This window comes from Bradyrhizobium sp. WCU1 (assembly GCF_053474805.1).
Genome location: NZ_CM130280.1, coordinates 4,457,091 through 4,477,500 on the forward strand (window position 1 = coordinate 4,457,091; position 20,410 = coordinate 4,477,500).

At 63.5% G+C, this 20,410-nt stretch carries 14 protein-coding genes, 2 tRNA genes, 2 rRNA genes and 1 riboswitch (1 of these 19 running past the window's edge); of the genes, 10 read left to right on the forward strand and 8 right to left on the reverse strand.

What is annotated here, in order from left to right:
- Nucleotides 1–61 precede the first annotated feature (61 nt).
- Entirely contained in the window at nucleotides 62–1,051 is a 990-nt protein-coding gene (locus ACTUWL_RS20595; RefSeq protein WP_021079479.1) for a Bug family tripartite tricarboxylate transporter substrate binding protein, read from the forward strand.
- Nucleotides 1,052–1,351: 300 nt separating this feature from the next.
- Here ACTUWL_RS20595 and ACTUWL_RS20600 read toward each other — a convergent pair whose 3' ends face one another.
- The 3 genes from ACTUWL_RS20600 to ACTUWL_RS20610 are packed head-to-tail and all read right to left on the reverse strand — an operon-like array spanning nucleotide 1,352 to nucleotide 4,292.
- Nucleotides 1,352–2,284 carry a prephenate/arogenate dehydrogenase family protein gene (locus tag ACTUWL_RS20600; protein WP_021079480.1) on the reverse strand — a complete coding sequence of 311 codons (933 nt, stop codon included), beginning with the start codon at nucleotides 2,282–2,284 and terminating at the stop codon, nucleotides 1,352–1,354.
- Nucleotides 2,285–2,288: 4 nt separating this feature from the next.
- A complete protein-coding gene (gene hisC, locus ACTUWL_RS20605) occupies nucleotides 2,289–3,392 on the reverse strand; it encodes a histidinol-phosphate transaminase (RefSeq protein ID WP_021079481.1) in 1,104 nt (367 codons plus the stop codon).
- A 36-nt stretch (nucleotides 3,393–3,428) separates the two neighbouring features.
- On the reverse strand, nucleotides 3,429–4,292 hold the full coding sequence (locus ACTUWL_RS20610; protein WP_021079482.1) for a chorismate mutase: 864 nt from the start codon (nucleotides 4,290–4,292) through the stop codon (nucleotides 3,429–3,431).
- A 174-nt stretch (nucleotides 4,293–4,466) separates the two neighbouring features.
- A riboswitch (SAM riboswitch) is annotated at nucleotides 4,467–4,546 on the forward strand.
- 83 nt (nucleotides 4,547–4,629) lie between these two features.
- On the opposite strand from ACTUWL_RS20610, the gene metX reads away from it, so the two are divergent.
- A complete protein-coding gene (gene metX, locus ACTUWL_RS20615; RefSeq protein ID WP_021079483.1) occupies nucleotides 4,630–5,835 on the forward strand; it encodes a homoserine O-acetyltransferase MetX in 1,206 nt (401 codons plus the stop codon).
- Nucleotides 5,832–6,497: a methionine biosynthesis protein MetW gene (metW, locus tag ACTUWL_RS20620; RefSeq protein ID WP_021079484.1), complete on the forward strand. Its 666-nt coding sequence runs from the start codon at nucleotides 5,832–5,834 to the stop codon at nucleotides 6,495–6,497. The genes metX and metW overlap by 4 nt, the downstream gene beginning before the upstream one ends.
- Nucleotides 6,498–6,616: 119 nt before the next feature.
- Here the strand turns inward: metW and ACTUWL_RS20625 are convergent, their stop codons facing one another.
- Complete coding sequence (locus ACTUWL_RS20625; RefSeq protein ID WP_021079485.1) at nucleotides 6,617–7,489, reverse strand: alpha/beta fold hydrolase; 873 nt, start codon at nucleotides 7,487–7,489, stop codon at nucleotides 6,617–6,619.
- A 230-nt stretch (nucleotides 7,490–7,719) separates the two neighbouring features.
- Between ACTUWL_RS20625 and ACTUWL_RS20630 the strand changes: the two genes are divergently transcribed.
- A complete protein-coding gene (locus ACTUWL_RS20630; RefSeq protein ID WP_035651711.1) occupies nucleotides 7,720–8,373 on the forward strand; it encodes a TIGR02594 family protein in 654 nt (217 codons plus the stop codon).
- Nucleotides 8,374–8,430: 57 nt separating this feature from the next.
- Here ACTUWL_RS20630 and ACTUWL_RS20635 read toward each other — a convergent pair whose 3' ends face one another.
- The 3 genes from ACTUWL_RS20635 to ACTUWL_RS20645 all read right to left on the reverse strand — a co-directional run bounded on the left by ACTUWL_RS20635 (nucleotide 8,431) and on the right by ACTUWL_RS20645 (nucleotide 10,852).
- Entirely contained in the window at nucleotides 8,431–9,363 is a 933-nt protein-coding gene (locus tag ACTUWL_RS20635) for a YARHG domain-containing protein (protein WP_106940478.1), read from the reverse strand.
- A 134-nt stretch (nucleotides 9,364–9,497) separates the two neighbouring features.
- Complete coding sequence (locus tag ACTUWL_RS20640; protein WP_021079488.1) at nucleotides 9,498–10,280, reverse strand: MOSC domain-containing protein; 783 nt, start codon at nucleotides 10,278–10,280, stop codon at nucleotides 9,498–9,500.
- A gap of 56 nt (nucleotides 10,281–10,336) precedes the next feature.
- Complete coding sequence (locus tag ACTUWL_RS20645) at nucleotides 10,337–10,852, reverse strand: GNAT family N-acetyltransferase (protein ID WP_021079489.1); 516 nt, start codon at nucleotides 10,850–10,852, stop codon at nucleotides 10,337–10,339.
- 56 nt (nucleotides 10,853–10,908) lie between these two features.
- On the opposite strand from ACTUWL_RS20645, the gene ACTUWL_RS20650 reads away from it, so the two are divergent.
- Complete coding sequence (locus tag ACTUWL_RS20650; RefSeq protein WP_021079490.1) at nucleotides 10,909–11,472, forward strand: helix-turn-helix domain-containing protein; 564 nt, start codon at nucleotides 10,909–10,911, stop codon at nucleotides 11,470–11,472.
- Nucleotides 11,473–11,661: 189 nt separating this feature from the next.
- Nucleotides 11,662–14,310, forward strand: a complete 2,649-nt coding sequence (clpB, locus tag ACTUWL_RS20655) for an ATP-dependent chaperone ClpB (RefSeq protein WP_106940477.1) — start codon at nucleotides 11,662–11,664, stop codon at nucleotides 14,308–14,310.
- Nucleotides 14,311–14,395: 85 nt separating this feature from the next.
- Here the strand turns inward: clpB and ACTUWL_RS20660 are convergent, their stop codons facing one another.
- Nucleotides 14,396–16,465, reverse strand: coding sequence for a M23 family metallopeptidase (locus tag ACTUWL_RS20660; protein ID WP_035653518.1), 2,070 nt, complete (start codon nucleotides 16,463–16,465; stop codon nucleotides 14,396–14,398).
- Nucleotides 16,466–17,470: 1,005 nt separating this feature from the next.
- On the opposite strand from ACTUWL_RS20660, the gene ACTUWL_RS20665 reads away from it, so the two are divergent.
- The 4 genes from ACTUWL_RS20665 to ACTUWL_RS20680 all read left to right on the forward strand — a co-directional run.
- Nucleotides 17,471–18,959, forward strand: a 16S ribosomal RNA gene (locus tag ACTUWL_RS20665).
- Between the two features lie 210 nt (nucleotides 18,960–19,169).
- A tRNA-Ile gene (locus ACTUWL_RS20670) sits at nucleotides 19,170–19,246 on the forward strand.
- Between the two features lie 112 nt (nucleotides 19,247–19,358).
- Nucleotides 19,359–19,434 (forward strand) — tRNA-Ala (locus ACTUWL_RS20675).
- Between the two features lie 419 nt (nucleotides 19,435–19,853).
- Nucleotides 19,854–20,410: ribosomal RNA gene (locus ACTUWL_RS20680) — 23S ribosomal RNA — on the forward strand; it runs 2,289 nt beyond the window's last position.
- The 16S and 23S rRNA genes sit together here with 2 tRNA genes alongside, the layout of an rRNA operon.

Below are 20,410 nucleotides of genomic sequence, written 5' to 3' on the forward strand. Positions count from 1 at the left end.
TGTCCCGTAGCTGCGACCCGCCGATACGATACCCTCACCGAAAAATCGGGGAGGAACCAGAATGCCAGCGAAGATTAGCCGCCGTCACCTCATCACGGCCGGTGCTGCGGCGGCCGCGATGCCTTGGCTGTCGCGCGGGGCCTCGGCGCAGGGCGCGTGGCCGTCGCGGCAGATCCGCATGATCTGCAGCTACCCGGCCGGCGGACAGACCGACCTCCTGGCGCGCGCCTTCGGCGAGTTCATCGCGAGGCAGGTCGGGCAAACCGTCGTCATCGAGAACAAGGCCGGCGCGTCCGGTTCGATCGGCGCCGCGGAAGTCGCGCGCTCAGCGCCCGACGGGCACACTATCCTGTGCTCGATCTCGACTACCTATGTGATGAACCGGGCGATGATGAAGAACCCCGGCTACGACATGGACAAGGATCTGACCTTGGTCAGCGTCATTCCGGGCGGCGGGTTGCTGCTGGTCGCGAGCCCGAAACTCGGCGTCAAGACGCTCGCGGAATTCGTCGCGTATGCGCGCAGCAGCGGCAAGGTGAACTTCGGCACCTACAGCGCGGGCTCCGCCCCGCACATGACGATCAACGAGCTCAACAAGCAATACGGCCTCAACATCGAGCCGATCCATTATCGCGGTGAAGCGCCGATGTGGACGGGCTTGGCGGAAGGCACGCTCGATGTTGCGATGGGCAGCTACACCGCGGCGCAGACCGTGCTGCAAAGTGGCCGCGGCGTCGTCTTCGCCGTGCACGCGAAGAAGGTTGATGCGATCCCCGAGATCAAGACGCTGCCCGAACAGGGCACGACATCGAAATTCTTCACCGTGAGCGGCTTCTCCGGCTGGGCCTTGCCGAAGGCGACGCCGCAGCCGATCGTCGATCGGCTCGCCGAGCTCTGCGTCGCCGCCAACAACGATCCGAGGGTGAAGGAGGTGCTCGCGACCTTCGTGCTCGAGCCCGCAATCGGCTTCAAGGACAGCAATGCGCTCTATCAGCGCGAATTGCCGGTCTGGATGGAGGCCGCGCAATCGCTCGGCCTGCCGCCGGCGTAAGTCGTTCGGAATTGTAGGATGGGTAGAGCGCAGCGAAACCCATCGATCACACTCGCTGCGCCAATGATGGGTTTCGCTGCGCTCTACCCATCCTACGGTGCTGCGACGACGCCGTGTGTTTGATATCTTGAATCGAGAACCATCCTCATCGTCGTCCCGGCGAAGGCCGAGACCCATTACCCCAAATCGCAATTGTTGTGCGACGCTGGGACCACGATCCCCGTTCGCAAGCAAATGCGGTGGTTATGGGTCCTGGCTTTCGTCAGGACGACGATGTGGGGAAAGCTGCGTGCCCGACTGCTACTTCTGCAAATTCGCGTGCGGACGGCCGAAGTCGGGCGCGGCGGAGTCCTGGCCGGTCTCGACGATGCCGCGGCGGATGGCGCGGGTACGGGTGAAGTGGTCGAACAGCGCTTCGCCGTCGCCGCGGCGGATCGCGCGGGTCAGCTTCGACAGATCCTCGGTGAAGGTGCCGAGCATCTCGAGCACGGCGTCCTTGTTGGCGAGGAACACGTCGCGCCACATCGTCGGGTCCGAGGCCGCGATGCGGGTGAAGTCGCGGAAACCGCCGGCGGAGAACTTGATGACCTCGGATTCCGTCACCTGCGCCAGCTCGTCGGCGGTGCCGACGATGGTGTAGGCGATCAGATGCGGCAGATGGCTGGTGATCGCGAGCACGAGGTCATGATGATCCGGCGTCATGATCTCGACCTTGGCGCCGAGCGCGGCCCAGAACGCGCGCAGCCGGTCGGTCGCGGCGGGATCGGCGCCTTCCGGCGGCGTCAGGATGCACCAGCGGTTGATGAACAGCTCGGCGAAGCCGGAATCCGGACCGGAGTTCTCGGTGCCGGCGACCGGATGCGCGGGGACGAAATGCACGCCTTCAGGCAGATGCGGCGCCATGTCCTTGACGACGGCGCCCTTCACCGAGCCGACGTCGGAGACGATGGCGCCGGGCTTGAGATGAGCGGCGATCTCGGCCGCGACCGGGCCGCAGGCGCCGACGGGGATGCAGAGGATGACGAGATCGGCATCCCTGACGGCCTCGACATTGGTTGCGACGACGCGGTCGACGATGCCGAGCTCGGCGACCCGCGCGCGCGTCTTCTCCGAGCGCGCGGTGGTCACGATCTCGCCGACGAGGCCCTGCGCGCGCGCGCCGCGCGCAATCGAGCCGCCGATCAGCCCGAAGCCGATCAGCGCGATGCGGTTGAAAAGCGGAGCCGTGGTCACGTCGTCACTTTCCGGTTCCGGCCAGGAAGTCGCGCAGCCCCTCGACCACGAGGCGGTTGGCTTCCTCGGTGCCAATGGTCATGCGCAGCGCATGCGGCAGCTTGTAATTGTTGAGCGCGCGCAGCACGAGGCCGCGTCGCGTCAGATAGGCGTCGGCTTCGGCGGCGGTCCTGCCCTTGTCGGTCGGGAAGTGGATCAGCACGAAATTGGCGACGCTCGGCGTCACCTTGAGGCCGAGCTTGCCGATCTCCTCGGTCAGCCAGTTGCGCCATTGTTCGGTGTGGGTCCGCGACATCTGCACGTGCGCAGTGTCCTCGATCGCCGCCACCGCCGCCAGCATCGCAGGGGTCGTGACGTTGAACGGGCCGCGGATCCGGTTGCAGGCATCGACGATATGCGCCGGGCCGAACATCCAGCCGACCCGCAGCGCGGCGAGGCCGTGGATCTTGGAGAAGGTGTGCGTCACCACCGTGTTGTCGGTGGTCGCGACCAGCTCGATGCCGAGCTCGTAGTCGTTGCGCGAGACGTAGTCGGCGTAAGCCGCGTCGAGCACCAGCAGCACATTTGAGGGCAAGGCGGCACGGAGCCGCTTGACCTCGTCGAACGGGATGTAGGTGCCGGTCGGATTGTTCGGGTTGGCGAGCCAGACCAGTTTTGTGCGCGGCGTCACCACCTTGAGGATGGCGTCGACATCGGCGGTGAAATTGCTTTCGGCCGCGATCACGTTCCTGGCGCCGTTCGCCATGGTGGCGATCGGGTAGACCAGGAAGCCGTGGGTGGTCGAGATCGCCTCGTCGCCGGGCGCGAGATAGGTGTGCGCCAGCAGATTGAGGATCTCGTCGGAGCCGGCGCCGCAGATGATGCGGTCGGGATCGAGGCCGTAGGCGCGGCCGATCGCCTCGCGCAGCACACGCGAGGTGCCCTCCGGATAGTCCTCGAGATGGTCAGCCGCGGCCTTGTAGGCCGCGATCGCCTGCGGCGACGGCCCGAACGGCGTCTCGTTGGCGGACAGCTTGAACACCTTGCGGCCCGGTTCCGGCACCGGGCTCTTGCCGGGTGTGTAGGGCGCAATATCGAGAATGCCGGGGTTCGGCACAGGGCGGGACATCATCTACTCCGATGGGCGGACGGGCCGATGCTTAATCTAGCTCTTGGCCGATCCGTTAGAGGGCACCGTATAGCGCGTTGCGTGGCTGCCGACGAGGGCCGAAGAGCGCACCGAGGCGCCGGCCTTGATCAAGGCGAGCTTGATGGCCTCGAAACCCTTGCTCTCAGGGCCTTGCCCGGCGACCGAGACCAGCAGCGCCGCGCCGTCGAAGGCGGTGTCGGGGACCGCCACGATCTCGGCGAGCGGCGCCAGCGCGCGGGCGACGTCGGCGTTCCAGCCGGAGACGCGCACGCTCCAGGTCTGCACCTCCGTCACCATGGCGTCGTCGGCGACCCGCGAGATCAGGAACACCGGCAGCGCGGCGGGATGGTCGGCGCGTTCGAGGAACGGCAGCCGCGCGATGATCTTCGGCGCGCCATCGGCCTCCAGCGCATTCCACCACGGCGTGCGGCTCGCGATCGCGGAGACCAGCGCGAGATCGCCCTTCGATTTCGCCGCCGCCTCGACCGCGGCCTGGGCGCTGAAATGCGAGACGTAGGGCACCACGAAGCCGAAGTGAAACCGCGCCGAGTCGCGCATCGCCTGCTCGCCGACGGAGACATCGGCATGCACGGCGAATGGCGCCTGCACATAGGTGAAGGTCGAGATGATGACCCGCCAGATGCCCTCGATGGTGTCGAGCGGCAGGATGCCGCGATGGCGCTGCACCAGCTCGCGCATCATGCTGGCCTCGCGCGCCGGACGGAACGCCGAGCCCACCTCCTGGGTCTTCTTGACCTGGATCAGGCGGTCGATGATGTCGCCGCGCGCCATCAGCAGGCGGTGAACCTGTTCGTCGATCGCATCGATCTCCTTGCGCAGCTCCTGCAGCGTAGGCGGCGACGGGGGTGGGTTGGACATGCTCTCAAACCTTGTCGTCCGAGCGGCCCGATGCCGCGTCAGACAGGGCTCCTGATTAGGAAAGACGGCCACCGAAAGCAAAGAGAAACGTCGCAGCCGTGCGTTGCGCAATCGGTTAACCAATCAGCCGGCGATGCGGCTGGCTTGACGTCGGGAGACCTCGGGACTAGGTTTCGGCTACTCCGTGGTCATTTGAGCCGGCCGGCTTGCAGCCACGTTAAACAACTCGCTAAACAGGCCGGGGACAGTCAGCTCCCGGCCGAACCTTTGTTCAGGCCGGGTTTTTTATGGCCTGAGGTCCGCTGAGGCCCTCCCGCGCGAGGGCAGGGTCGCCTAGATGAGCAACGTGCGTCCGATACCGAGCCCGCAAACCCAGAGCGATGATCGCGCCCATGAGGCCGATCATCCGTCGTCATTGGTGGCGAAGTTCGGCATGGATCAGCCGCTGAGGCTCGACTGCGGCATCGATCTCGCACCGTTCCAGATCGCCTATCAGACCTATGGCGAGCTCAATGCCGACAAGTCCAATGCGATCCTGATCTGCCATGCGCTGACCGGCGATCAGCACGTCAACAACACCCATCCCGTCACCGGCAAGCCCGGCTGGTGGGACACCATGGTCGGCGCCGGCAGGCCGATCGATCCCGAGAAATACTTCATCATCTGCTCCAACGTGATCGGCGGCTGCATGGGCTCGACGGGCCCTGCGTCGCTCAACCCCGCGACCGGCAAAGTGTGGGGGCTCGATTTCCCGATCATCACCATCCCCGACATGGTGCGCGCGCAGGCGATGCTGATCGACCGGCTCGGCATCACGACGCTGTTCTGCGTGGTCGGCGGCTCGATGGGCGGCATGCAGGTGCTGCAATGGACCGCGGCCTATCCGGAGCGCGTGTTCGCGACGCTCGCGATCGCCTGCTCGACCCGTCACTCGGCGCAGAACATCGCGTTCCACGAGCTCGGCCGCCAGGCCGTGATGGCCGATCCGGACTGGCGCGGCGGCCGCTATGTCGACGAGGACACCCATCCGCATCGCGGCCTGGCGGTGGCCCGGATGGCCGCGCACATCACCTATCTCTCGGACGCGGCGCTGCATCGCAAGTTCGGGCGGCGGATGCAGGACCGCGAGCTGCCGACCTTCTCGTTCGACGCGGACTTCCAGGTCGAGAGCTACCTGCGCTACCAGGGCTCGTCCTTTGTCGAGCGCTTCGACGCCAACTCCTATCTCTATCTGACGCGTGCAATGGACTATTTCGATATCGCGGCCGACCATAACGGCGTGCTGGCGAAGGCGTTCGCCGGCATCAAGACCCGGTTCTGCGTGGTGTCGTTCACCAGCGACTGGCTGTTTCCGACCTCGGAATCGCGCGCGCTGGTGCACGCGCTGAACGCGTCGAGCGCGCGGGTGTCGTTCGCCGAGATCGAGACCGACAGGGGACACGATGCTTTCCTGCTCGACGTGCCCGAATTCCTCGACATTTCCCGCGCTTTCCTGCTGGCCGCAGGCAAAGCGCGCGGACTGAAGGATGACGGCCGGTCATGAGCATGCAGCAGACATTGCCGTTGCCCGGTGTCGCGCCGGAGCGGACCGGCGGCGGCTATCGCAGGGATCATCTTTTGGTCGCCGAGATGGTGCGGCCGGGCTCGCGCGTGCTCGACGTCGGCTGCGGCGACGGCGAATTGCTGCAGCTCCTGGAGAGCCGCGGCATCGACGGCCGCGGCATCGAATTGTCGCGCGAGGGCGTCAATGGCTGCGTCGCCAAGGGGCTCGCGGTGGTGCAGGGCGATGCCGACACCGACCTCGTCAACTATCCCGATGATGCGTTCGACTATGTGATCCTGTCGCAGACCCTGCAGGCGACGCGACAGCCGAAGGTCGTGCTGGAGAATCTCCTGCGGATCGGCCAGCGCGCCATCGTCTCGTTCCCGAATTTCGGGTTCTGGAAGATGCGGCTGCAGCTCCTGATCGGCGGTCACATGCCGCGCACCGAGAATCTGCCCGCGAGCTGGTACGACACGGCCAACATCCATTTCTGCACCATCAAGGATTTCGTGCAGCTCTGCGAGGAGATCAACGTCAAGATGGAGCGCGCGGTGGCGCTCGATCTCTACGGCCGCCCGGTGCCGCTCAACCTGCCATGGTGGGTGTGGAACATGTTCGGCGAGCAGGGCGTGTTCCTGCTCAGTCGGGGCGGGGGCAAGTGACGCCACCTTTGGCGTCATTCCGGGGCGATGCGTAGCATCGAGCCCGGAATCCATTTATCCACGAACTCTGCGGCCCAATGGATTCCGGGCTCTCGCTTCGCGAGCCCTGGAATGACGGCCTACACCACCGCCGCCACCAGCGACCGCGGATCGCGCGCCGGCCAGCGGCCGGCCTCGACCAGCGCGATGAAGCGTTCCACCATCTCGTTGAACAGCGCCGGCTCCTCGAGATTGAGCACGTGGCCCGACTTCGGGAAGAACGACAGCCCGGCGGCCGGCAGATGCTGCTTCAGGAACAGGCTCGGCGCGATGCAATTGTCGTCCTCGTCGCCGCACAGGATCAGCGCCGGCGTCGGCACGCGTTTGATGGCATCGGTCATGGTGTAGATCGAGGGCCTCGCGCCCTGAAAGCTGCGCATCGTGTTGGCCGAGCCCTTGGCGTCGTGGCGCGCCAGCGCGGCATAGAAATCGGCGTGGCCGCGCGGATCCTTGATCAGGAACGGAATCCGGCTCGGCGCCTCCCGCGTCACCTTGGCGACCTCGACCGCGCCGATCGCCTCGTATTGCTCGGCATTGGCGCGGCATTGCGCGCGGAACGCATCGAGATTCTCGAGGCTTGAGCCGGAGCCGACCGCGGCGAGCGTCATCGACAGCGCGCGCTCAGGCGCGTTGAGCGCGACCTGCAGCGACGAATAGGAGCCCATCGAAAGGCCGACGAAATGCGCTTTCGCGATGCCGAGATGATCGAGCACCGCGAGCGCATCGGTGTAGAAATGCTTGTAAGTGTAGACGTCGGCGTTCGGCGGCACGTCCGACGGCGTGTAGCCGCGCGCGGAATAGGCGATGCAGCGGTGGGCGCGCGCGAAGTAGCGCAGCTGCGGTTCCCAATTGGTGTGATCAGCTGCGAACTCGTGCAGGAAGATGATCGGGGTCCCGCTGCCTGCCTCCTCGAAATGCAGCCGGACATGATCTTTCGTCGTGGCGTAGGGCATTGAAATTCTCCTCTCGTTGGCCACCCCCAGACTTGCAATTAATTTCCGCGGCGGCAATGCGGCAGTTCTGACTATTTTCGTCATGGAATTTGCGCGGAATGACCCAGAAATCGTTTTGGTGCCGTCACACCAAATCCTGCTCCCGCCACATCCCGACTTTCAAACCCACCGCCGCGTTTCGCAGGGAACGCGACGGGGAAGTGGGGGCGTTACAGAGGATCTCGTGAAGTATGGTTCAGTTGCTTGCGTATCGCCGGTCGCTTCGAGTTTTGGCGCTGGCTCTGTGTTCGCTCACCCTCGCCGTCATTTCGGTTTCTTCGGCATCGGCTCGTCCGCACCATCAGCGTCACGCGTATTCGGCTCATGCCGGCCATCACGCGCGGCATTCCGCCCATCATCACCACCGGCACACCGCGCGGCTGTCGCGCGCCGAGCGTCGCGCCCGGATGCAGGCGGGCGGTTCTGGCGAGGCCAATGCCGCCGCAATACCCGCTGCGTCGAACATTGAGGCGAGCGCGACAGGCGGCTTCGGCTCATCCGGCATCGTCGACACGGCGCGCCGCTATCTCGGCGGTGGCAACCCGACCGGCCGCTCCAGCCTATGGTGTGCACGCTTCATGAACATGGTGCTGCAGCAGACCGGTCATCGCGGCACCGGGTCCGACATGGCGAGTTCGTTCGCCAAATACGGCACGCGCGTCTCGGGGCCGCAGGTCGGCGCGATCGCCGTGATGGGCCGCCGCGGCGGCGGCCATGTCGGCATCATCACCGGCGTCGACGCCAGGGGCAATCCGATCATGATCTCGGGCAACAGCAGTCACCGCGTCCGCGAGGCGCCGGTCTCGCGCGGCCGGATCTATGCCTATGTGATGCCGACGAACTGAGGCGGCACTCTCCACCTCTCCCCGGGAATGCGGGGAGCGGTGGCAATTCGTTCGGCTTCACTTCCCGTGCTCCTTCGCCTCGATAGTGTCGACGTTGGTGGCCTCGAGGTTGCTCAAGGGAACTTCGACCGCGGCGGGCTGATACCAGGCGAATTGCGAGAAGTAGTTTGCCAGCACCTGATCCTTGAAGAACCGGCCATGCCGCGCGAAAATCTCGTTTCGCGCGACGCGCAGCTCGATCGCCGACATGTCCTTGAGATCGGCGTCACCGAGAAATCGCCGGTCGGAATCGGGAAACAGAAAGCCGTCATGTGCCTTGGCGCGCTGGGTGACGGAGGCCGGAACGGCGGGCGGGGTCGTGCGCCCGACGGTGGCCTGATCATCCTGTCCGCCCGACTTCACCACCGTATGTTCGAACGCGGGCCCGACGGTCCAGACCGCCAGCGCCAACGCGGCGGCGGCAACGCCTGCGCCGTACTTCCAGTAGCGCCTGATCGGCGAAACCTGACGCAGCGGCGATCGCCCGGCTTCGTTCAGGACCTCGTTGATCGTGTCGATCAGGCGGGTCATGTGCATGCGAAAGTCCTGGCCCGAATCGACCCGGGCAGCGTTGCAGAAGTGCAGGAAGCGAAGCGATTCCGGCAGCTCGGCCGCCTCCGGCATGGTTGCGCCGTTCACCAGCAGCGGCAGCAGCGTCTTGTTGTGCTTCAACGCCGTCTCGATCTCGAAACGCACGGAATCGGCGGGGTCCTCCAGACGCGTGGGTTTCCCGTCATCGCTCCTGCCGATCCAGTGCGGACCGATCACGGCGATGACGACGTCGCAGGCGACGATGGCCTTGGCGATCCGATCGACGAAGTTCGCGCCGGTACGAATGCTGTTGACGTCGAAGAAGACGGATCGCTCACCGTACTTCTCGATCAAATGGTCTGCGATGCGGCCCGCTGTGTCCTGATCGACCCGCCGGTACGAAACCATGATCATGCTCATGGCGACCCCGTGCAATCAATTTCGACAAATTTGCTGCAATTCAATATGTCGAGTGAAGTCTATTGCACGCAACCAAGCATTGCAATGCGCCGCGCGCCTATGCAGTCATCAAGGAATATGGAACCCGGCGTGACCTATTGCGGTTCCGCGGCAATCGTGTCGCCGATGGCCGCGCCGCCATCGCTGATGATCTCGGCGTAAATGCCGCATTCGTTGTTGCCGAAGCGCTGCATCAGCGTGTTCGGGACCGAGAGGTCGCGCGCGCCGGTCTCGGGATCGACATTGACCGCGGCACAACGTGTGATCCGCTTCACAACTTTTGCCCGCGCACTGCCGATCGCAATGGTCTGGTCGAGCAGGCTGGCCTCATGCCAGGCCGGCCAGCCCTCGACATAGAGGTTGGCGCGAAAGCGCAGCGGATGCACCGGCGCCTGCACCATCTCCTCGATCGCCCGCAGGCTCGCCAGGTTGATGATCGAGACCACCTTGCGCGGCACGTCGGAGAAACTGTGCCCGGGGCTCACCAGCACCTTGGGCGGGCCCTTGATCTGGCCGGCATGACGATCGGCGAAATAGCGCTCGATCGCCGCACGCCCGGCCTCCGTCTCGAGATCGCCCTGGGCCACCATCGCGCCGTCCCGGCGCAGCGTCAGCACGTGGCTGTCGTCGTCGAAATGGGCGCGCAGCGGCGCCAGCCACTCGTCCCGCTGCAGCATCAGGAAATGCGGCTTCGCCAGCCATGTCGGCGCCGAGGGATCGAAACCGCTCGGCCCGTTCTCGATCGCGTAGCGGCGATCGGAGCGCAGCGTCTCGCCAACCTTGAGATCGGCGCGGGGCAGCGGCTCGGGCGTCAGGCCCTTGACGGGATAGCGAAAGATGCCGGTGATCGTGGCGGAGGAGGCGCGTGTGTTGTCCATCCGCTCGCTCTAGCCTGTTTGGCCGGCGAGGAGAACCACCGCCAATGCGAAGGCTGCTAGTCGGGCCGCGATGCTCCCGGCGCATCCAGCACGCGCTGCATGAAGACGAGTTCGAGCCAGCGGCCGAACTTGCGCCCGACCTCCGGCATCCGCGCGACCTCGACAAAGCCGGCTTGGGCGTGCAGCCGCAGCGAGGCCGGATTGCCGCCGTCGATACCTGCGATCATGACGTGCTTGCCCAGCGCGTTCGCCGCAGCCACCAGCTCATCGACGATGACGCGGCCAAGGCCGCGGCCGCGATGATCGACGTGGATGTAGACGCTGTGCTCGACGCTGTAGCGGTAACCGGGGAAGGCCCGGAAATCGCCGAAGGTGCCGTAGCCGAGCACCACAGGCCCTTCGGCCGCGACCAGCACCGGGTAGCCCAGCGCCAGCCGGGCCTTCATCCAGGCCAACCGCTCGGCCTCGGTATCCTGCTTCTCCGTCCAGATCGCGTTCGAGTTGACGACCGCCTCATTGAAGATCGCGGTGATGGCGGGGATGTCCTGCTCGGTGGCGGGGCGGATCATCATTGGTCTTCCTCGACAAGCCTCTTGAACGAACCCCATCGTCTACTATATAAGACGATATGTCAATTATAGAAGACAATGCCGATGAAGCGCTCGGGCGGCGGGTTCGCGCTGAACGGGAGGGCCGCGGCTGGTCGCTGGCGGAACTCGCCGGGCGGGCAGGCGTGTCCAAGGCCATGCTGAGCAAGATCGAGCGGGCGGAGGCGAGCCCGACGGCGGCGACGCTGTCGCGGATCGCCACGGCCTATGGCCTGACCATGGCCGCGCTGTTCGAGGTTGCCTCGCACAGTTCCCGCCTGCAGCGGGCCAAGGATCAGCCGGTGTGGCGCGATCCCAAGGCGGCCTATCTGCGGCGGCAGGTGTTCCTGCATCCGGCCAATCCGCTGGAGCTGGTCGAGGTCGAGCTGCCTGCCAACCAGGAAGCCGGCTTTCCTGCCAGCGCCTATCACCTGATCCGCCAGGTGGTCTGGGTGATCAGCGGCCGCCTCGTCTTGATGGAGGGGACGGAGCGCCACGAGCTCGCTGCGGGTGACCGCGTCGAGCTCGGGCCGCCGTCGGACATCGTCTTCCGCAATGAGACTGCTCAGCCCTGCCGCTACCTTGTCGCCATCGCGCGGCGCTGAGATTCACCGGGCGAAATCGCAGAGAGGCTCTTCCGTTTCGGAACCAAGTGCCCACATCTGCGGCAAGCCTGAAAAATGATGGCGACGACCAGAGGCTGGTTGAGGAACGTCAACGCGGCCCGCGGAAACCCAATGAAGATGCCGTTGTCATGCCTGAAGGGGTGGTGACGGCAGGCCGAGGGAAAACGAATGAACATTGAGAAGTACACCGAGCGCTCGCGCGGATTCATCCAGTCTGCCCAGTCGCTCGCCATGCGCGACGGTCACCAGCAATTCTCACCCTTGCATCTGTTGAAGGTGCTGCTGGACGACAATGAGGGGCTCGCCGGCGGTCTGATCGACCGCGCCGGCGGCAATTCCAGAGCGATCCTGAAGGCGACCGAAGAGGCGCTGAACAAGCTGCCGAAAGTCTCGGGCGGTGGTGCCGGGCAGGTCTACCTGTCGCCGGAACTGGCGCGTGCCTTCGATGCGGCCGAGAAAGCTGCCGACAAGGCCGGTGACAGCTTCGTCACCGTCGAGCGGCTGCTGCTCGGGCTCACGCTCGAGAAGGGCAGCGAGGCGGCCTCCATCCTCAGCAAGGGCGGCGTCACGGCGCAGAACCTGAACGCGGCGATCGAAGCGCTGCGCAAGGGCCGCACCGCTGACAGCGCGACCGCCGAGAACGCCTATGACGCGCTGAAGAAATATGCCCGCGACCTGACCCAGGCGGCGCGCGACGGCAAGCTCGATCCGGTGATCGGCCGCGACGAGGAGATCCGTCGCACCATCCAGGTGCTGTCGCGGCGAACCAAGAACAATCCCGTCCTGATCGGTGAGCCCGGCGTCGGCAAGACCGCGATCGTCGAGGGCCTGGCGCTGCGCATCCTCAACGGCGACGTGCCGGAGAGCCTGAAGGACAAGAAGCTGCTGTCGCTCGACATGGGCGCCTTGATCGCCGGCGCGAAATATCGCGGCGAGTTCGAGGAGCGGCTGAAATCCGTGCTGCAGGAGGTCTCGACCGCCGAGGGCGGCATCATCCTGTTCATCGACGAGATGCACACGCTGATCGGCGCCGGCAAGGCCGACGGCGCGATGGACGCGTCCAACCTGTTGAAGCCGGCGCTGGCGCGCGGCGAGCTGCACTGTATCGGTGCGACCACGCTCGACGAGTACCGCAAGCACGTCGAGAAGGATGCGGCGCTGGCCCGCCGCTTCCAGCCGATCTATGTCAGCGAGCCGACGGTCGAGGACACCATCTCGATCCTGCGTGGCCTCAAGGACAAATACGAGCAGCACCACGGCGTGCGCATCACCGACTCCGCGTTGGTGGCCGCGACCACGCTGTCGAACCGCTACATCACCGACCGCTTCCTGCCCGACAAGGCCATCGATCTGATGGACGAGGCGGCGGCGCGGCTGAAGATGCAGGTCGATTCCAAGCCGGAAGAACTCGATTCGCTGGATCGCGACATCATCCGGCTGAAGATCGAGCAGGAGGCGCTGAAGAAGGAGAACGACGCCGGCTCGAAGAGCCGTCTGCAGACGCTGGAGAAGGAGCTCGCCGGGCTCGAGGAGCGGTCGGCGGCGCTGACGGCGCGCTGGAGCGCGGAGAAGAACAAGCTCTCCAACGCCCAGAAGCTGAAGAGCGAACTCGATGCGCTCCGCGTCGAGCTGGCCAATGCGCAGCGTCGCGGCGAATTCCAGAAGGCGGGCGAACTGGCCTATGGCCGGATCCCCGAGCTGGAGCGGAAGCTTGCGGATATCGAGGCGAGCGAAAGCAAGCATGGCGGCGGCGAGATGATGGAGGAGGCGGTCACCGCCAACCACATCGCGCAGGTCGTCTCGCGCTGGACCGGCGTGCCGGTCGACAAGATGCTCGAGGGCGAGAAGGACAAGCTCCTGAAAATGGAGGACAGTCTCGCCAAGCGCGTCGTCGGTCAGGCCGAAGCGGTGCGTGCGGTGGCAACCGCCGTGCGCCGTGCCCGTGCGGGCCTGCAGGATCCGAACCGGCCGACCGGCTCGTTCATGTTCTTGGGCCCGACCGGCGTCGGCAAGACCGAACTCACAAAAGCGCTCGCCGCTGACCTGTTCAACGACGAGACCGCGATGGTCCGGCTCGACATGTCCGAGTTCATGGAGAAGCACTCGGTCTCGCGGCTGATCGGCGCGCCTCCCGGCTATGTCGGCTACGACGAGGGTGGTGCACTGACCGAAGCCGTGCGGCGCCGGCCCTACCAGGTCGTGCTGTTCGACGAGATCGAGAAGGCGCATCCCGACGTCTTCAACGTGCTGCTGCAGGTGCTCGACGACGGCCGCCTGACCGATGGTCAGGGCCGCACCGTCGACTTCCGCAACACGCTGATCATCATGACCTCGAACCTCGGTTCGGAATTCCTGGTGAATCAGCCGGAAGGCGAGGACACCGCGGCGGTCCGCGACCAGGTGATGGGCGTCGTGCGGGCGCATTTCAGGCCGGAATTCCTGAACCGGATCGACGAGATCATCCTGTTCCATCGCCTGCAGAAGAGCGAGATGGGGCGCATCGTCGAGATCCAGTTCGCGCGGCTCACCAGGCTGCTCGAGGATCGCAAGATCGAGCTCACGCTCGATCCGAAGGCGCGGGATTGGCTCGCGGAGAAGGGTTGGGATCCGGCTTACGGCGCCCGCCCCTTGAAGCGGGTGATCCAGCGCAGCGTGCAGGATCCGCTGGCCGAGATGATCCTCGCCGGCGAGGTCAAGGACGGCGATCGCGTGCTGATTTCGGAGAAGGGCAATGTGCTGACCTTCAACGGTCAGGTGCCCAAGACCGCCGAGATCGTGCAGTTCGATGCTCCGGTCTCGAAGCGCAAGCTGAACTGAGCGCGACTAGCGCAACAATGGAGGCCCTCTCCGCATGCCGCGGGGAGGGCCTCGCCCTGTGGATCACTCCTGATGGGCGGACTGATCAGCGGTTGGTGATGGAGCGGGTCTGCGACGTCGAGCTCGTGGCATCCGAGACGATGCGCGAGCTGCCGCGGCTCGCCATCTGGGCTTCGATCTTGTCGCGGGCCTGTTCGAAGCTCGCCAGCATCGGACCTTCGAGCGATCGGCCGCGCGGCAGTTTCACACGCATCGGGTCGACGAATCGGCCGTTGACCAGGATTTCGTAGTGGACGTGCGGGCCGGTCGACTGGCCGGTCGAGCCGACGAAGCCGATCACCTGGCCCTGTCGCACCTTCTTGCCGATCTCCATGCCCTTGGCGAAGGCCGACATGTGGCCGTAGGCCGTCTCGTAGCCATTGGAGTGCTTCATACGGATATATTTGCCGTAGCCGCCCTCGTATCCGACCTTCTCGAGCACGCCGTTGCCGGATGCGAAGATCGGCGTGCCGTAGGCGGTGGCCCAGTCGACGCCGGTATGCATCTTCACGTAGCCGAGGATCGGGTGGCGGCGGCCGCCGAAGCCCGAACGCATGATCGCGTTGTTGACCGGCTTGCGCACCAGGAACTTCTTCGCGCTCTTGCCGGTCTCGTCATAGTAGTCGACGAGGCCGTCATCCGAGCTCTGGAAGCGATAGTATTTCTTGGTTTCGCCGCCGACGGTCAGCGCGGCGTAGAGCACTTCGGTCTTTTCGGTGCTGGTGACGCCTTCGTCCTCGCCGGCAAAGAACACGTCGAACGAGTCGCCGGGCTGGACCTTGCGCTGGAAATCGACGTCATAGGAGTAGATCTTGACCATGTCCTCGATGACGGTCGGCGGCACCTTGTTGCGCAGCGCGGTCTCGTAAATGCTCTGATAGAGCCGCACGCCGCTGCCATCATCCTCGTCGTCGTCGCTGGAATTGTCGGCGGTGTCGGTCGTGGTGTTCATGCTCTGCACGTCGACGGCGACGTATTTGCCGAGATCGGACAGCGCGGCGACGGCTTCGACCACGGCATCGTTGGCGACGATGACGCGATAGGGCTGCAGCCTGACATTCGGTCCGGGAGCTGCCGGCGCCATCAGGATCCGCACCTTCTGGCCTTCCTTCAGGCCGCCGTCGCGGCCGCGCGGGCCGAGCGTTGCGGCAATCGCCTTCGCCTCGTCTGGCGTCGCGCCCTGATCGCGCAGGATCGAGGTGATGCTGTCGCCCTTCTTGACGAGGTGAACCCGTTCGCCGACCGGATTGCCGCCGGTGACCTGCTCCTTGGTCTTCGGCAGCAGCGTGACGTTTTCCGGCACGACGCGGGTCTCGAAGCCCGCATAGGGATCGGAGGTGTTGCCCTCGGTGGCGTAGGCCATCCTGATATCGGGGCCGGCGCCGGTGGCATCGGCCGCGGCATTGGCGAGTGAGGCGTAGCGCACGGAATTGCCGGAGCCGCGCCAGTTGGCGGCGTCGCGGACCCGCATCAGGATGTCGTCGAGTGCGACGACCGCGGCCAGCTTGGCTTTCGGCAGCACGGCTCCGAGATCCTTGGTGACGAAGGAGACCTCGGCGTCGGGTTCGGCGGACGCCGCCGCATTCGGATCCTCGGCCGCAGCCGGCGTGTCGGAGCCGACATCGGTCAACAGACGCTGCGCGTTGAACGCCGGTATCTTGGACGACAGATCGCTCGTGGTCATCGAGAGATTGCCGGAAATCCGGATGAAGGGCCGCACCCGCATCACGTCGCGATTGCCGACGCGGGTCACGGTCGACACGCGCACCAGGCTGCGGGAGGCTGACGATTCGCTCGGCGGCGGCAGGCGGTCGCCCTTATGCAGGCTGACGACGCGATCGTTGCCGGTGAAGGCGCCGCGCAGCGCGCCTTCGACGCGCTCCGGCACCTTGGCGAAGGTCATCTCGCCATCGAGCGACGCAAAAACGGCGCCGCCGATCAGAGCTGCGCCACAGAGACCGGTGAGAATGGTGCCGCTGAACCATTGAACGGAGACACGGCGGCGATCGATCACCGCGGCCTCGGTGCCGTCGACTGAAAGCGGCGGTTCGTGACCGAGATCGATCATCCCGGTCTCGCGCCCAATGCCGCTTCCGCGTGACGCCCGTTGGCTCAACCCGATATCCCCCCAAATTCCAGCAACTGCGATCGTCCTCTGCTCGTCCTCGTCGCCACCTTGATCCCCTGAAGCGGAATCTCGGCAGTATGGCGAGCCACACGCATCGAAGTCGAGAAGACGATGGCCATTCGCTGGCCGCACTCTCGAACGTCAATGGTGTGCAGATCTCTCGATATTGCTCGGCCGTGTAGGGAAGAGGCGACGGGTTCTCGAAGAATTCGCCTGGTCCCCCAGAAAAACCACCCGTGCCCCCACAGGTTACGAGCGGTTCAGTGCTTGTCTTATAGCCAGAACGTCGCAGGATTGTGGCTCAAGTGCGGCATTTGGGATGGAAAAGTTTCCTGCAGCAGGTTGGTGCTGCCGCCCCGCCTCGAGCGGCCTGGAACCCGTTCCGAGGGGCCTGACGGGCGCTTCGGCGCCAAACTTTTTTTCAAGTTTTTTACCACGCGGGTCGGGTGGCGAATTTTTACCACCGACCTAAGTCACGGAAAGAATGAGAATTTCTTCGCACTGCTCAAGCGATTTCGGCGTACGACGTTTTGTTGACAATGGCCGTTGACAATCCCGAGGGGGGCGGACTATAAACCAACCACTGAGCGCGGCGCCGCCGGGTCACTGACCAAGGCGAGCGAACGCGCCTCTGATGCTCCTCACTTAGATGAGTGACACAACAACCGACATAAATCGGTTGAGGTTCACTGTCTGCCGGTGAAGGGTAGAACCACCCTCTAAGGGTGTGGGGTCGTCGGATCCCGGGCTGTTTGACAAGTGAAGATGAAGAAAGAGAAACGTGGACGGCGGAGTCCTTGCGTCTCTCGGAATACTCGAAAGCTTCGGCTTTTGACTTCTGGGAGTGGACGAAAGACTTCGGCGGTACACGTTTCAAAGGTTACACCATCGCTGCCAACGATGTGAATCGCGGGCGGCTCGTTGACTTCGGTCGACGAAGAATGGTGGGACCTCGTCAAACGTTGTGATCAGCCGGTTCAAAGGTTTCAAGTCCAACTTGAGAGTTTGATCCTGGCTCAGAGCGAACGCTGGCGGCAGGCTTAACACATGCAAGTCGAGCGGGCATAGCAATATGTCAGCGGCAGACGGGTGAGTAACGCGTGGGAACGTACCTTTTGGTTCGGAACAACACAGGGAAACTTGTGCTAATACCGGATAAGCCCTTACGGGGAAAGATTTATCGCCGAAAGATCGGCCCGCGTCTGATTAGCTAGTTGGTGAGGTAATGGCTCACCAAGGCGACGATCAGTAGCTGGTCTGAGAGGATGATCAGCCACATTGGGACTGAGACACGGCCCAAACTCCTACGGGAGGCAGCAGTGGGGAATATTGGACAATGGGCGCAAGCCTGATCCAGCCATGCCGCGTGAGTGATGAAGGCCCTAGGGTTGTAAAGCTCTTTTGTGCGGGAAGATAATGACGGTACCGCAAGAATAAGCCCCGGCTAACTTCGTGCCAGCAGCCGCGGTAATACGAAGGGGGCTAGCGTTGCTCGGAATCACTGGGCGTAAAGGGTGCGTAGGCGGGTCTTTAAGTCAGGGGTGAAATCCTGGAGCTCAACTCCAGAACTGCCTTTGATACTGAAGATCTTGAGTTCGGGAGAGGTGAGTGGAACTGCGAGTGTAGAGGTGAAATTCGTAGATATTCGCAAGAACACCAGTGGCGAAGGCGGCTCACTGGCCCGATACTGACGCTGAGGCACGAAAGCGTGGGGAGCAAACAGGATTAGATACCCTGGTAGTCCACGCCGTAAACGATGAATGCCAGCCGTTAGTGGGTTTACTCACTAGTGGCGCAGCTAACGCTTTAAGCATTCCGCCTGGGGAGTACGGTCGCAAGATTAAAACTCAAAGGAATTGACGGGGGCCCGCACAAGCGGTGGAGCATGTGGTTTAATTCGACGCAACGCGCAGAACCTTACCAGCCCTTGACATCCCGGTCGCGGACTCCAGAGACGGAGTTCTTCAGTTCGGCTGGACCGGAGACAGGTGCTGCATGGCTGTCGTCAGCTCGTGTCGTGAGATGTTGGGTTAAGTCCCGCAACGAGCGCAACCCCCGTCCTTAGTTGCTACCATTTAGTTGAGCACTCTAAGGAGACTGCCGGTGATAAGCCGCGAGGAAGGTGGGGATGACGTCAAGTCCTCATGGCCCTTACGGGCTGGGCTACACACGTGCTACAATGGCGGTGACAATGGGATGCTAAGGGGCGACCCTTCGCAAATCTCAAAAAGCCGTCTCAGTTCGGATTGGGCTCTGCAACTCGAGCCCATGAAGTTGGAATCGCTAGTAATCGTGGATCAGCACGCCACGGTGAATACGTTCCCGGGCCTTGTACACACCGCCCGTCACACCATGGGAGTTGGTTTTACCTGAAGACGGTGCGCTAACCGAAAGGGGGCAGCCGGCCACGGTAGGGTCAGCGACTGGGGTGAAGTCGTAACAAGGTAGCCGTAGGGGAACCTGCGGCTGGATCACCTCCTTTCTAAGGATGATCCTTCAGCGAGCTCACGCTCACTATCGGATCGTTTTAGAAACATTCAGGGGCCAACAATTTCAGGATTGTTGAGCTCCATCGGCGGGATTTCGCCGTCTTCGTTTCTCTTTCTTCGCGGACGAACACGCGCCAGGGGCTGAGCGCTGTGCGATGCATCGACTTCACGTCGGATGCGCGCCGGCATGTCTCTCGTGTTAGGGGCTTGTAGCTCAGTTGGTTAGAGCGCGCGCTTGATAAGCGTGAGGTCGGAAGTTCAAGTCTTCCCAGGCCCACCACGCTTCGCCGTCGGCTACGCGTGGCGCGGCCACGTAGCAGACGAAGCGAAGTGTGCCCGGCATAGCCCAAAGGGCGACGGCGGGCTCAATGTGAGCATTCGTCTTCTGGTACGGGGCCATAGCTCAGCTGGGAGAGCGCGTGCTTTGCAAGCATGAGGTCGTCGGTTCGATCCCGTCTGGCTCCACCAGATGGAATTGAAGCTCGAGAATGCGCCCTGCTTAAGAAGCTCTGTTCAAATTCGTCCGCGAAACATCACTTCGCACTCATTGGTCCGGATGGACGGTGACGTGCGTGTTTTCTGACATCGTAAAGAGGAGATCGATCCGAGTTTGGATCCAGCGAAGCAATTCGCGGGTACCATTCCTAATCTCCAGATCGTTTTCGGCGCTCGCGCATCGCAGCTCATCGCAAGATGAGTGAGATGAGCGAGTTGTAAAACGATCTTTGTAGCGAAGCTTGACCGCCTCGCTATCGGGCCGATCTTACGAAGCAAGCTGGTCTTTCTAGTCAATGTCCGGCTGCACATAGCGCTCATCGAGGGCGTGCGCCGCAAGGCAATTGTGCAGACAACATTCTGCCGAGTGTGTGGACATTGATAATGAGAGCAATCAAGTGCCTTAAGGGTGTTCGGTGGATGCCTTGGCGCTGAGAGGCGATGAAGGACGTGCTACGCTGCGATAAGCCGTGGGGAGCTGCGAAGAAGCTTTGATCCACGGATTTCCGAATGGGGAAACCCACCTTCGATAGCCGGAACTCCAAGACCTTGTGTTTTGGGGTTCGACCAGAAATGGAAGAAATCAGACCGCGAGGTTTTGGATTTCCGGTTATCAAGAGAAGGTATGAGACTTCCGAATAAAATAGGAGGTTTTAAGCGAACCCAGGGAACTGAAACATCTAAGTACCTGGAGGAAAGGACATCAATCGAGACTCCGTTAGTAGTGGCGAGCGAACGCGGACCAGGCCAGTGATACATCAAAGACAATCGGAACCAGTCAGGAAAGCTGGGCCTCAGAGGGTGATAGCCCCGTACGAGTAATGCGATGATGTATCCACGAGTAAGGCGGGACACGTGTAATCCTGTCTGAACACGGGGGGACCACCCTCCAAGCCTAAGTACTCCTCAGCGACCGATAGTGAACCAGTACCGTGAGGGAAAGGTGAAA